The organism is Rhizobium sp. NPDC092011, from assembly GCF_044756305.1.
Lineage (GTDB): Bacteria > Pseudomonadota > Alphaproteobacteria > Rhizobiales > Rhizobiaceae > Rhizobium.
The window spans coordinates 1226841-1239439 of the sequence record NZ_JBIVSO010000002.1; the positions used below are offsets into that span (position 1 = coordinate 1226841).

Sequence of the window (12599 nt, forward strand, 5' to 3'; positions counted from 1 at the left end):
CTCTTAGATCTTGCTTCGGAGACGTGAAAGCAGTTCTTCGCCGTCACGATAGGATATCAAGGTCACGACAGGCACATTGCCGCCGTGTCGCTCAAGCATGTCCCGAAACTGCGGCGCTTCATTGCGCTCGAATGTCCAGATGTAACGTAGAAATTTCCAATCAAGGCGTTCCGGACATCCAGGCGCCATTTCCGGCCGAGACCGGCCTCGGTAGCGCAGCCAGCGGGAAACGACACCCCTCAGCGCAATGTGCCTCGGCGGCCTTCGCCAAATGACGATATCTGCGCGTGGCAGCCGCAACGGCAATGTTCCCGGGCTGTTGCCATCCATGATCCAACGCGGCCCTGCCACTGCCTGCTCGATCAGCGCGATGGATTCCGCGCGCGGCCGCAACTGCCAGCCCGGCAGCCAGAAGATATCCCGATCCATCGACACGTAGGCAAGACCGCGCAAAGATGCGATCGCCTGCGCCAAGGTGCTCTTGCCGGTGCCCGAGCAACCGATAACAAGGACACGCTCCGCCTTCTGCAGGATGCCTGCGGCCTCATCTATTTCGACGGCATGGGAAAGCGCTTGCGGCGCGACGATCTGCTCCACGGTCCAGCTCCATGATCGAATCTAAAGCGCCGATACCGGTGACAAACGGCGGCGTGTTCCCTAAGCCGCTCACATGACGAAGAGATGACGGCGCGAACAAAAACCGCGGCACAATCGCCGCGGTTCGTTCGAAAGATAAAGCTGGATGGTTTTCGGCTTACTCCGCTGCCAGCAGCAGCTTCTTGGCGCGAGCGGCACGCAGACGCTCGAAATCGTCGCCGGCATGATGCGAGGAGCGCGTCAGCGGGCTCGAGGACACCATCAGGAAGCCCTTGGTGTAAGCCACAGTCTCGTAGGACTTGAACTCGTCCGGCGTCACGAAGCTCATGACCTGATGATGCTTGCGCGTCGGCTGCAGATACTGGCCAATGGTCAGGAAGTCGACGTCGGCGGTGCGCAGGTCATCCATCAGCTGCAGGACTTCGTTACGCTCTTCGCCGAGGCCCACCATGATACCCGACTTGGTGAACATCGTGGGGTCCAGTTCCTTCACCCGCTGCAGCAGGCGAACCGAATGGAAGTAGCGCGCGCCGGGACGTACCTTCAGGTAATTGCCGGGCACGGTTTCCATATTGTGGTTGAAAACGTCGGGCTTGGCGGCGACGACCCGCTCCAGAGCGCCCGGCTTCTTCAGGAAGTCCGGCGTCAGGATTTCGATGGTGGTTCCCGGCGAAGCGGCGCGGATCGCCCAGATGACCTTCTCGAAATGCTCCGCACCGCCATCTTCCAGGTCGTCACGGTCGACCGAGGTGATGACAACGTGGCTGAGGCCCATCTCCTTGACGGCCTTCGCGACGTTTTCCGGCTCGGCCATGTCGAGCGCGTTCGGCTTGCCGGTCGAGACATTGCAGAAAGCGCAGGCGCGCGTACAGATCTCGCCCATGATCATAAAGGTGGCGTGCTTCTTGTCCCAGCACTCGCCGATGTTCGGGCAACCGGCCTCCTCGCAAACTGTGACGAGTTTGTGCTCCTTCACGATCGAGCGGGTTTCGGCATAGCCCTTTGAGGTCGGCGCCTTGACGCGGATCCAGTCCGGCTTGCGCAAGACTTCGGTATCCGGCCGATGCGCCTTCTCCGGGTGTCGTACGCGCTTGGCTTCCGGGTTGATCGTGTCGAGAATGGTGACCATGAAACGTCTACTTTCCGCCGCTACTTGCGGCCCTTCATCGCCGTGCGACTTTGGCGAGGAATATCAGAATGCATGCACCGATGAAACCGGTGATGAAAAAGCCGAGCCGGCCACCAGGTACGCCGACATGCAGGGCCACCAAAAGCCCTGCAGCGACCACCGAACCGGCAATACCGAGGATGATGTTGAGAATGATCCCATAGCGCGCTTCCATCAGCTTGCCAGCGAGCCAACCCGCAAGACCGCCGATGATGATCAGACCCAGCCAACCTACGCTTTCCATCAAACCCTCGTTCCAAGCGCCCTCAGGATGATCCTTTGGAACGCCGTGTGCCTCTTACCGATGAACCGCTAGACGATCAATCTCGCCAGCAGCACCACGACTATCGCGCCCACGGTGGCATGGATGATCTCCACGACAAGCGCATTTTCAATGCCGAGCGAAATCCCGAAGTAATTGAACAGGAAACCGCCCACAAAAGCGCCGATCACGCCGCTCAGCAGGCAACCGATGAGGCCGCCGCCGCCGACGATCAGGCTCGCGAGAAACCCCGCGACCAGACCGATAAGAAGAAAGACGACCCAACCCTGCGCAGCTATAGACATGTTGATTTCCTTTCCTGTTTTCCACCCCTTGGATAAAGGGCATGGCAGGAAATTATCAAGCGTTCAGAACCCTGCCATAGGCGTCGAGCACGGCTTCCTTCATCGTCTCCGAAACGGTCGGATGCGGGAAGATCGTGTGCATCAGCTCTTCTTCCGTCGTCTCCAGGTTCATCGCGACGACGAAGCCCTGGATGAGTTCGGTAACCTCGGCGCCGACCATGTGCGCGCCCAGGAGCTCGCCCGTCTTCTTGTCGAAGATCACCTTGCAGAGGCCTTGATCCTCGCCCAGCGCAATCGCCTTGCCGTTGGCAACGAAGGAGAAACGGCCCACGCGGATATCGCGACCGAGTTCCTTGGCCTTGGCTTCGGTCAGGCCGACGGAGGCGACCTGCGGGTGGCAATAAGTGCAGCCCGGGACCTTGCTCTTGTCCGTCGGGTGAACATTCGGCAGGCCGGCGATCTTCTCGATGCAGACGACGCCCTCATGCTCGGCCTTGTGTGCCAGCATCGGCGGACCGGCAACGTCGCCGATCGCGTAGATGCCCGGCACGTTGGTCTTGCCGTAGCCGTCGATGACGACGCAGCCACGATCGGTCTTCACGCCGAGCGCCTCGAGACCGAGGTTTTCGATGTTGCCCTGGACCCCGACGGCCGAGATCATGCGGTCGGCAACGATCTGCTGAACCTTGCCGTCTTCGGTTTCGACGTGGGCGGTGATGCTGTTGGCAGCCTTGTCGACCTTGATGACCTTCGCCTTGGTGAAGATCTTCAGGCCGCGCTTCTCAAGCTGCTTGCGGGCGATGCCCGAGACTTCGGCATCTTCGACCGGCATGATCGTCGGCATGACTTCGACGACGGTGACATCGACGCCCATCGAGCGATAGAAGCTTGCGAATTCGATGCCGATCGCGCCCGAGCCCATGACGAGCAGCGACTTGGGCAGGAAGTCCGGCTTCAGCGCCTCGAAATAGGTCCAGATCAGCTTGCCATCCGGCTCGATGCCGGGCAGAGCGCGCGGACGTGCGCCAGTCGCGACGATGATGTGCTTGGCGGTATAGGTGCCCTCGCCCTTGACGTTCTTCGGCACCGGATGCTGCGGCTCGACGACCGGCTTGGTCGACTTGCTGACGACGATCTCGCCGTGCTTGGTAATCTTGGCTTCGCCCCAGATGACGTCGACCTTGTTCTTCTTCATCAGGAAGCCGACACCGGTGTTCAAACGGGCGGAAACGCCGCGCGAGCGGGCGACGACCGCCTTCACATCAGCACTTACCTTGCCTTCGAGAACGAGGCCGTAATCCTTGAGATGGTTGGAATGATCGAGGATTTCAGCGGAGCGGAGCAGCGCCTTTGTGGGGATGCAGCCCCAGTTGAGGCAGATGCCGCCCAGGTGCTCGCGCTCGACGATCGCGGTCTTCAGGCCAAGCTGGCCGGCGCGCACGGCGGCGACATAACCGCCGGGACCGGAGCCGATGATAATGACGTCGTAATTCTCAGCCATGTGTTTCCTGCCTTATTGGTGGCGGCGGATCGAAGCCGGCGCCTTGACTGTATCAGAGACCGAGCATCATCCGCACGATCGGCTCGAGGCCGCGACCGAGCGCCCGGGTGTTTTCCGCATCGAGATGGACGCCATCGAGCGGCGTGGTAACGGCGACCGTGTTGGCATCGAAGAAGCCGCAACCCAGCTCGTCGGCCAGATCGCTGTAGAGCGTCGGCAGCTTGCTCGATTCCTTGACTGCACCGAGAAAGCTCGCCGCGAAAGCGGCATTGGCGGTCTCGGAAATTGCCGGCGGGGCGACGATGAGGATATCGGGCACCTCGTAGTCGAACCCCCAGGCATGATTGCGCACAAGCTGTACCAACCTGCTGATGCCCTGCAGGGCAGCGAAAGCCGAGCCTGCAACGATCGGCTTCATGTCGTTGGTGCCGAGCAGGATGATGACCAGATCGAGCGGATTATGAGTCTGCAAGATCGTCGGCAGGATCCTTGCACCGTTGCGATCGCAATCGGCAAGATGATCGTCGAAAGCGGTCGTGCGACCGTTCAACCCCTCGGGGATCACGCGAACCTGGCTGCCGAGCGCCTTTTGCAGCACGCTCGGCCACCGATCTTCATAGGCATGACGGCCGACCGTCTCGGCGCTGTAGCCCCATGTCAGCGAGTCGCCGTAACACAGAACAGTCTTGGTCATTCATGCCCTCCGTATTGCCAAGGCTCAGACGAGCATCCCCATCGGATTTTCGATGTAGCCCTTGAAGGCTGCCAGAAGCTCGGCGCCCAGCGCACCGTCGACAGCGCGATGGTCGGTCGACAGCGTGACGGTCATCACGTTGGCAATCACCATTTCGCCCTTCTTGACGATGACACGCTGTTCGCCAGCGCCGACGGCCAGAATGGTCGCATGCGGCGGGTTGACGACGGCGGCGAAGTTCTTGACGCCCATCATGCCCATGTTCGACACGGCAGTCGTACCGCCCTGATACTCCTCGGGCTTCAGCTTGCGCTCCTTGGCGCGCTTGCCGTAGTCCTTCATCTCGTTGGAGATGGTGGAGAGCGTCTTCTGCTCGGCGCTGCGGATGATCGGCGTGATCAGGCCGCCCGGAATGGAGACGGCAACACCGACATCGGCATGCTTGTGCTTGACCATGTTGCTGTCGGTCCAGGAGACGTTGGCATCCGGAACATCGCGCAGCGCCAGCGCCAGGGCCTTGATGACCATGTCGTTGACAGAGAGCTTGTAGGCCGGAACGCCGTCCTTCGACTTCGGCGCGGAATCGTTGAGCTGCGTGCGGAGCGCCAGCAGTGCATCGAGTTCGCAATCGACCGAGACGTAGAAGTGCGGGATCGTCTGCTTGGATTCCTGCAGGCGCTTGGCGATCGTCTTGCGCATGCCGTCATGCGGCACGAGCTCGTAAGAACCCTGCTCGAACAGCTTGAGGACGGCATCGTCGGACATGCCCTTCGGTGCGGCCGGAGCAGCAGCGGCGGCGGGCTGTGCAGCCGGTGCTGCTGCCGGAGCAGCCTTGGCGGCTCCGCCGGAAACAGCAGCTTCAACGTCCTTCTTGATGACGCGGCCATGCGGGCCCGTGCCGGAAACAGCCGTCACATCGATGCCGGCTTCCTTGGCCAGACGGCGTGCGAGCGGCGACGCGAAAGTGCGATGACCGTCGCCTGCAGCAGGAGCCGATGCGACCGGAGCCGGGGCGGGTGCGGCAGGAGCCGAAACGCTTGCCGAAGCAGGCGCGGCCGCAGGGGCCGCTTCTGCCTTCGGTGCTTCCTTGGCAGCCGGAGCAGCAGCGGCCGCGCCGGAAGCTGCAGCAGCGACATCTTCACCATCGGCGGCGATCACGGCGATCAGGGCATTGACCTTCACGCCTTCGGTGCCGGCTGGAACGACGATCTTGGCGACGGTGCCTTCATCGACGGCCTCGACTTCCATCGTTGCCTTGTCAGTCTCGATCTCGGCGATCACATCGCCGGACTTGATCTTGTCGCCTTCCTTGACGAGCCACTTGGCGAGGTTACCCTCTTCCATGGTCGGCGAGAGGGCAGGCATAGTGATGTTGATAGGCATCGATGAGCCCTCCCCTTACTTGTAGCAAACGGCCTTCACCGCATCGACCACTTCAGCGACGCTCGGGAGCGCCAGCTTTTCGAGGTTGGCGGCGTATGGCATGGGTACGTCCTTGCCAGCGATCGTCAGGATCGGCGCATCGAGATAGTCGAAGGCCTGCTGCATGACGCGGGTGGCAATTTCCGTGCCGACGGAGGACTGCGGATAGCCTTCCTCGACGGTGACCAGGCGACCGGTCTTCTTGACCGATTCGATGATTGTCGGAAGATCCATCGGACGGATGGTGCGCAGGTCGATGAGTTCGACATCGATGCCCTGGGCTTCCAGCTCGGCGACGGCCTTCGTGGCATAGGTCATGCCGATGCCGAAGGAGACGACGGTAACGTCCTTGCCCGGACGATGAATGCGAGCCTTGCCGATCGGCAGAACGAAGTTATCCAGCTTCGGCACGTCGAAGTGCTGACCGTAGAGGATTTCATTCTCAAGGAAGATGACCGGGTTCGGATCGCGGATCGCAGCCTTGAGCAGCCCCTTGGCGTCGGCTGCCGTGTAGGGCATGACGACCTTGAGGCCTGGAATATGGCTGTACCAGGAAGCATAGTCCTGGCTGTGCTGAGCGCCGACGCGGGCAGCAGCGCCGTTCGGTCCGCGGAAGACGATCGGAGCGCCCATCTGGCCGCCGGACATGTAGAGCGTCTTGGCGGCCGAGTTGATGATCTGGTCGATCGCCTGCATGGCGAAGTTGAAGGTCATGAACTCGACGATCGGGCGAAGACCGGCCATCGCAGCGCCGACGCCGATACCGGCAAAACCATGCTCGGTGATCGGGGTGTCGATGACGCGGCGAGCGCCGAATTCCTGCAGCAGGCCCTGGGTAACCTTGTAGGCGCCCTGGTACTCGGCCACTTCTTCACCCATGACGAAAACGTCCGGGTTGGCGCGCATTTCTTCGGCCATCGCGTCGCGCAGCGCTTCACGCACCGTCATCGACACCATTTCGGTGCCGGCCGGAATTTCCGGATCGGCGGCAGCGGTAACCTTCGGCTGGGCCGGAACCGGCGCAGCTGCCGGAGCCGGAGCGGCGGCGGGAGCTTCGGTCTTTACCGGCTCAGCAGCAGGAGCTGCCTTCGCCGACGAAATGGCATCGGCCGATTCACCATCCTGCAATAGGATCGCGATCTTGGCGTTGACCTTGACGCCTTCGGTGCCGGCGTCGACCAGCAGCTTGCCGATGATGCCTTCGTCGACGGCTTCCACTTCCATGGTGGCCTTGTCGGTTTCGATTTCGGCAATGACGTCACCGGAAACGACCTTGTCGCCTTCCTTCTTGAGCCATTTCGAAAGTGTACCCTCTTCCATCGTCGGAGAAAGGGCGGGCATGAGAATGTCGATGGGCATAGTGTCCCTCCCCGATTTAGAGCAGAATGTCGGTGTAGAGCTCGGATGCATCCGGCTCAGGATCGTTCTGAGCGAAATCGGCGCTGTCTGCGACGATGTCGCGGACATCCTTGTCGATATCCTTCAGATCGTCCTCGGTCGCCCAGCCTTTTTCGAGAAGGCGAGCGCGAACCTGCTCGATCGGGTCATGCTCCGAGCGCATCTTCTGCACTTCGTCCTTGGAGCGATATTTCGCCGGGTCGGACATGGAGTGGCCGCGATAACGGTAGGTCAGCATCTCAAGGATGATCGGACCCTTGCCCGAACGGCAATGAGCAACGGCTTCGTCAGCCGCAGCCTTCACCGCACGAACGTCCATGCCGTCAACCTGAATGCCGGGAATGCCGAAGGAGGCGCCGCGCTTGGAGAAGTCAGCCTGCGCCGTTGCTCGGGCGGTCGAGGTGCCCATGGCGTAGCGGTTGTTTTCGATGACGAAAATCACCGGCAGCTTCCAGAGCTGCGCCATGTTGAAGCTTTCGTAGACCTGGCCCTGGTTGGCAGCGCCATCGCCAAAATAGGCGACGCTGACATTGTCATTGCCGCGATACCAGTTGGCAAAGCCGAGACCGGTACCGAGCGAGACCTGGGCACCGACGATGCCGTGGCCGCCGTAGAAATTCTTTTCCTTGGAGAACATGTGCATGGAGCCGCCCTTCCCTCGGGAATAGCCGCCCTGGCGCCCAGTCAACTCGGCCATGACGCCACGTGCGCTCATGCCGGTTGCCAGCATATGACCGTGATCACGATAGCCGGTGATGACCTGGTCGCCATCCTTCAAAGCCATCTGCATGCCGACGACGACAGCTTCCTGGCCGATGTAAAGATGACAGAAGCCGCCGATGAAGCCCATGCCGTAAAGCTGGCCGGCCTTCTCTTCGAAGCGGCGGATCAAGAGCATCTCACGATAAGCGTTGAGCTCCGCATCACGATCGAAATCCGCGATCGGACCGCCATTGGTTTCCTTGGCGGATCTTGATGCTGTTTTACGGCTGGAAACGGACGCGTTTTTTCGCGGCGCCATTCAACCCTCCCTGTGTGAGTAGCCTCGTTTCTTGTCGAGGCGTAACATAGGCAAGATTATCCGCTACAGCAATGCCATAATTGCATGGCTCATATTCTTTGCAAGGTATTGATATAGCTCGCAAAAATCCAATTAACCGGAATTCGGTTAATTATGGCTATTTATTGAAAATGACGATCTCGTTCGCCTTGGAATACGTTAGCTGATAGCGCGCATACTGGTCGAGCATATCCTTATCCAGGGAGCCGTCGCTCAGCAGAGCGACCTCCTTTTCGAGGTGCTCGCGCTTGGCGACGAGATCCGCCAATTCCTTGCTACGGTCGATGCGACGCTGTTCGAAAACCTCGGTTGCCTTCAGGCCGTAGTCGCCGTGAACGCAATGATAACCGAAGTAACTCACAAAAGCGATCGTAATGGCGGGCAGAATGAAACGGCCGAACTTTCTCTTCTTATGATACTTTGTCCACATACTCGCTCGAAACGCTCTTGCCGTTGGGCGATCTCATCAAGGTTGGCGCCGCGAACATTGCGGCCATAGACAAGATCACATCAAATCAAACACCTAGCGCTAAATTAACCGGCAGAGATTAACCGTCCGTTGACTCTAACTACGCCAGCCAACAAAAAACCGCGCCCTGGGGCGCGGTTCGATTTCAACACAACACGCGATTTGCGGATCTGCGAGATGCCGCCAATCAGGCATCAACCGCGCAGGATGGAGCGGCCTGCATACTTCGCCTGCGGGCCAAGCGCTTCCTCGATGCGGATAAGCTGGTTGTACTTGGCAAGACGGTCGGAGCGCGACAGCGAGCCGGTCTTGATCTGGCCGCAGTTGGTGGCAACGGCGAGATCGGCGATCGTGGAGTCTTCCGTTTCGCCCGAACGGTGCGACATGACGGCCGTGTAGTTGGCCTTATGCGCGGTTTCGACGGCGTCGAGTGTCTCCGTGAGCGAGCCGATCTGGTTGACCTTGACCAGGATCGAGTTGGCAACGCCCATGCGGATACCGTCGCGCAGACGAGCAGAGTTGGTGACGAAAAGGTCGTCGCCGACGAGCTGGGTCTTCTTGCCGATCAGGTCGGTGAGCGTCTTCCAGCCTTCCCAGTCGTCTTCGGCCATGCCGTCTTCGATCGAAATGATCGGATACTGAGCTGCGAGTTGAGCGAGGTATTCTGCCATCGCGCCGGATTCCAGCGTCCGGCCTTCGCCTTCGAGCACGTACTTGCCGTCCTTGAAGAATTCGGTCGAAGCGCAGTCGAGGCCGAGAGCAACTTCTTCACCCGGCTTGTAGCCGGCCTTTTCGATCGACTTCATGATGAAATCGAGCGCTGCCGGGGCGCTCGAGAGGCCCGGCGCGAAACCGCCTTCATCGCCGACGTTCGTGTTGTGGCCCTGCGCTGCCAATTCCTTCTTGAGGACATGGAAGATTTCCGAACCGATGCGAACGGCGTCGCGGATGGATTCGGCGCCAACCGGCAGGATCATGAATTCCTGGAAGTCGATCGGGTTATCGGCATGGGCGCCGCCGTTGATGATGTTCATCATCGGAACCGGCAGCAGGCGAGCGTGGGCGCCGCCGACGTAGCGATAGAGCGGCAGGTTAGCGCTCTGGGCAGCGGCCTTGGCAACGGCAAGCGAAACGCCGAGGATGGCGTTGGCGCCGAGGCGCGACTTGTTCGGCGTGCCGTCGAGCTCGATCATGATGTTGTCGAGCTGGATCTGGTTTTCAGCGTCCATGCCGCCGATGGCATCGAAGATTTCCGAGTTGACGGCTTCGACAGCCTTTTCGACACCCTTGCCATGGTAGCGCTTGCCACCATCACGAAGCTCGACGGCTTCATGTGCGCCGGTCGAAGCGCCCGACGGAACCGCCGCGCGGCCCATGCTGCCATCTTCGAGGTAGACATCGACTTCGACAGTCGGATTGCCACGGCTGTCGAGAATCTCGCGGGCGATAATGTCGGTGATTGCGGTCATGATAGCTTCCTGCTCGCTGGTTTATAAATCGATTTAAATCGTCATAATCGAAGGCGCGGAAATTACAATGCGGAACCGCGCCTTGATTTTACACTCCTACAGGCCGCCTAGCGCAAATTCATGTCAGCCTGTTGAATGCCTGTGTTTTTCAAGCCTTGGCGATGGCGTCGAAGGCCAGCAACTTCTCGAGAAGCCGCGGCATATCCTTCAGATAGACCATGTTCGGGCCATCTGACGGCGCATTGTCCGGATCCTCGTGCGTTTCGAGGAAGACGCCGGCTACACCGACAGCCACGGCCGCACGCGCCAGCGTCTCGACGAATCGGCGATCGCCTCCGCTGGAGCCACCCTGCCCTCCGGGCTGCTGCACGGAATGGGTGGCGTCAAAGATGACAGGCGCACCCATCGCCGCCATGATCGGTAGAGAGCGCATGTCGGAGACGAGCGTGTTGTAGCCGAAGGAGGCGCCGCGCTCGCAAAGGAGAATGTTCGGATTGCCGCTGTCGTTGAGCTTGGCAAGAACGTTCTTCATGTCCCACGGCGCCAGAAACTGGCCCTTCTTGACGTTGATGACACGGCCGGTCTTGGCAGCGGCGACGAGGAGATCGGTCTGGCGCGACAGGAAGGCCGGAATCTGCAGGATATCGACCGTCTTGGCGACGACGGAGCATTGCTCTTCGGTGTGGATATCAGTCAGAACAGGAAACCCGTATTCCTTTTTCAGATCGGCGAACACTTCCATGGACTTTTCAAGGCCGATACCGCGCTTGCCGGAGAGCGAGGTGCGGTTCGCCTTGTCGTAGGAGGATTTATAGACGAGGCCGAGGCCGAGCTTGTCGCAAAGTTCCTTCAGAACGCCTGCGATCATGAAGGCATGGTCGCGGCTTTCCATCTGGCAGGGGCCGGCAATCAGCGAGAGCTTGGCGGTGTTTGAGAACAGGACCTTGGAGGCTCCCTCACCGACAATCACTTCGGAATTCGTGCTCATGCTATCTCCTCGAAGGCGAACAACGCGCCCTGTTCGGGTGCCAGCCGCGCCAAAATACGATTGTTCTTTCGCGTGTATGTGACGCCGTTAGCAGCGAAATGCGACGATGTCACGGAAAGATCGCGCGTTTTGAAAAGGATTGCCCGCGCCCGCAGACCCGGATCATGGTCACTCACGCGCAAATCGTAAAACGCCTCGATGCCTTCCGGCGTTAAAAGCTCCAGATCGGCATTGGCGGCCTTAATCGTCAGGCCGAAGGAATGCTCCGATATTCTGGGCCTGTCGAGAACATCCTCGAAAAAGCTCCGGAATGCAGCCGGTCTGTTCGTCGACATGGCCACCCGCGCAATGCCGGTGACGCCGTTTTCATGGCGTTCGAGCATGGTGCGGTCGGCCGCTAACGGATTGATGCGCTGACAGCAGAACGCCAGAAAATCCGGCGCACGCAAATCTGCAGCAAAAGCGAGGCGAAAACCGGCCGTCGTTTCCGTTCCATCCGGCATCTTCATGGGTCGCGAAAAATCAAGCATCGGCCCCGCCGAGATTGTGGCACCCCGCAGCCGCTCATCATCAGCAACCGCGTCATCCGTGCCGAAGACCACTGCCGAAAAACCATCGTCCCCGACGCGAAACCGATAGGCCTGATCGCGTGCGACAAAGACGTTGCCGTCAGCGATGCTCGCTTCGCATTGCTCCTGCGAGGCCACGCCCAGAGGCTCCAGGTAGGTCTTGTCGGAGAAGAAGACGCAGGCATTCTCGGTGCCGAAAGGATGGCGTGCATCTGGAGCAACCGTGAAGCCGAGTTTGCCGAGGCGTTCGCGCGCCAGAGCAATGTTGACGGTCGGCAGAACGAGATGATCCAGCGGATGCGGCGACGAAGTCATGGCTTCTCCTATTTCCGAACGGAGCAGATTTGCGCCCATCCATCGGCTATTTCAAGACGGCAACGAAAGGCTCGCCAAAAGCGCAGCACACTCGGACAGCGATCTCGTAAACGTGACTGCTGATTCTCCTCCGTAGCCGGCTCACCCTGTCCGATATCGCCCCTACGGGAACCGCGCACAGACAGCTTAGAAAGCCGCGGTTGAAAAGCAGATTCGTTCTATTCTTCCATATTTATCAATGAGCTCGATTGCGCACCGTCCCGCGGGTCTGCCGATGGATCCATTCGAGAATGATAATTCTTTAATTGATCGAGCGCGACTTTACCGAAATTTAAGTACTTGCGGAACACATATGGAACATATAGTGTCCGTTCTGGATTTG

13 protein-coding genes are annotated in these 12599 nt (G+C 59.8%); all 13 read right to left on the reverse strand.

What is annotated here, in order from left to right; translation table 11 throughout:
* Positions 1-3: 3 nt before the first annotated feature.
* The gene (locus ACIQJ2_RS14330; RefSeq protein WP_400672966.1) at positions 4-597 is read right to left on the reverse strand and encodes an AAA family ATPase; all 594 of its coding nucleotides are present in this window, start codon (positions 595-597) and stop codon (positions 4-6) included.
* A gap of 157 nt (positions 598-754) precedes the next feature.
* Positions 755-1726 (reverse strand): lipoyl synthase, encoded by a 972-nt coding sequence (gene lipA / locus ACIQJ2_RS14335; RefSeq protein WP_400672963.1) that lies wholly within the window; start codon positions 1724-1726, stop codon positions 755-757.
* 34 nt (positions 1727-1760) lie between these two features.
* Positions 1761-2009, reverse strand: coding sequence for a GlsB/YeaQ/YmgE family stress response membrane protein (locus ACIQJ2_RS14340; protein WP_400672960.1), 249 nt, complete (start codon positions 2007-2009; stop codon positions 1761-1763).
* Positions 2010-2077: 68 nt separating this feature from the next.
* Entirely contained in the window at positions 2078-2332 is a 255-nt protein-coding gene (locus ACIQJ2_RS14345) for a GlsB/YeaQ/YmgE family stress response membrane protein (protein ID WP_199151631.1), read from the reverse strand.
* Positions 2333-2387: 55 nt separating this feature from the next.
* On the reverse strand, positions 2388-3833 hold the full coding sequence (gene lpdA / locus ACIQJ2_RS14350) for a dihydrolipoyl dehydrogenase (protein ID WP_400672957.1): 1446 nt from the start codon (positions 3831-3833) through the stop codon (positions 2388-2390).
* Positions 3834-3885: 52 nt separating this feature from the next.
* Positions 3886-4527, reverse strand: a complete 642-nt coding sequence (locus ACIQJ2_RS14355; RefSeq protein ID WP_400672954.1) for an SGNH/GDSL hydrolase family protein — start codon at positions 4525-4527, stop codon at positions 3886-3888.
* A gap of 24 nt (positions 4528-4551) precedes the next feature.
* Positions 4552-5910, reverse strand: coding sequence for a pyruvate dehydrogenase complex dihydrolipoamide acetyltransferase (locus tag ACIQJ2_RS14360; protein WP_400672951.1), 1359 nt, complete (start codon positions 5908-5910; stop codon positions 4552-4554).
* Between the two features lie 15 nt (positions 5911-5925).
* Entirely contained in the window at positions 5926-7308 is a 1383-nt protein-coding gene (locus ACIQJ2_RS14365; RefSeq protein WP_400672948.1) for a pyruvate dehydrogenase complex E1 component subunit beta, read from the reverse strand.
* Positions 7309-7324: 16 nt separating this feature from the next.
* Positions 7325-8368 carry a pyruvate dehydrogenase (acetyl-transferring) E1 component subunit alpha gene (gene pdhA / locus ACIQJ2_RS14370; RefSeq protein ID WP_184708469.1) on the reverse strand — a complete coding sequence of 348 codons (1044 nt, stop codon included), beginning with the start codon at positions 8366-8368 and terminating at the stop codon, positions 7325-7327.
* 157 nt (positions 8369-8525) lie between these two features.
* Entirely contained in the window at positions 8526-8837 is a 312-nt protein-coding gene (locus tag ACIQJ2_RS14375) for a septum formation initiator family protein (RefSeq protein ID WP_184708471.1), read from the reverse strand.
* Between the two features lie 233 nt (positions 8838-9070).
* Positions 9071-10345 carry a phosphopyruvate hydratase gene (gene eno, locus ACIQJ2_RS14380; protein ID WP_184708473.1) on the reverse strand — a complete coding sequence of 425 codons (1275 nt, stop codon included), beginning with the start codon at positions 10343-10345 and terminating at the stop codon, positions 9071-9073.
* Between the two features lie 148 nt (positions 10346-10493).
* The gene (gene kdsA / locus ACIQJ2_RS14385; protein WP_400672944.1) at positions 10494-11333 is read right to left on the reverse strand and encodes a 3-deoxy-8-phosphooctulonate synthase; all 840 of its coding nucleotides are present in this window, start codon (positions 11331-11333) and stop codon (positions 10494-10496) included.
* A complete protein-coding gene (locus tag ACIQJ2_RS14390) occupies positions 11330-12217 on the reverse strand; it encodes a VOC family protein (RefSeq protein ID WP_400672941.1) in 888 nt (295 codons plus the stop codon). The genes kdsA and ACIQJ2_RS14390 overlap by 4 nt, the downstream gene beginning before the upstream one ends.
* Positions 12218-12599: the final 382 nt, after the last annotated feature.

Bases quoted from the DNA above. Each gene is read 5' to 3' on its own strand.
- ACIQJ2_RS14355 (WP_400672954.1), bottom strand. From the start codon at position 4,527: ATGACCAAGACTGTTCTGTGTTACGGCGACTCGCTGACATGGGGCTAC.
- pdhA (WP_184708469.1), bottom strand. From the start codon at position 8,368: ATGGCGCCGCGAAAAAACGCGTCCGTTTCCAGCCGTAAAACAGCATCA.
- ACIQJ2_RS14360 (WP_400672951.1), bottom strand. From the start codon at position 5,910: ATGCCTATCAACATCACTATGCCTGCCCTCTCGCCGACCATGGAAGAG.
- lpdA (WP_400672957.1), bottom strand. From the start codon at position 3,833: ATGGCTGAGAATTACGACGTCATTATCATCGGCTCCGGTCCCGGCGGT.
- kdsA (WP_400672944.1), bottom strand. From the start codon at position 11,333: ATGAGCACGAATTCCGAAGTGATTGTCGGTGAGGGAGCCTCCAAGGTC.
- ACIQJ2_RS14345 (WP_199151631.1), bottom strand. From the start codon at position 2,332: ATGTCTATAGCTGCGCAGGGTTGGGTCGTCTTTCTTCTTATCGGTCTG.
- eno (WP_184708473.1), bottom strand. From the start codon at position 10,345: ATGACCGCAATCACCGACATTATCGCCCGCGAGATTCTCGACAGCCGT.
- ACIQJ2_RS14375 (WP_184708471.1), bottom strand. From the start codon at position 8,837: ATGTGGACAAAGTATCATAAGAAGAGAAAGTTCGGCCGTTTCATTCTG.
- lipA (WP_400672963.1), bottom strand. From the start codon at position 1,726: ATGGTCACCATTCTCGACACGATCAACCCGGAAGCCAAGCGCGTACGA.
- ACIQJ2_RS14340 (WP_400672960.1), bottom strand. From the start codon at position 2,009: ATGGAAAGCGTAGGTTGGCTGGGTCTGATCATCATCGGCGGTCTTGCG.
- ACIQJ2_RS14390 (WP_400672941.1), bottom strand. From the start codon at position 12,217: ATGACTTCGTCGCCGCATCCGCTGGATCATCTCGTTCTGCCGACCGTC.
- ACIQJ2_RS14365 (WP_400672948.1), bottom strand. From the start codon at position 7,308: ATGCCCATCGACATTCTCATGCCCGCCCTTTCTCCGACGATGGAAGAG.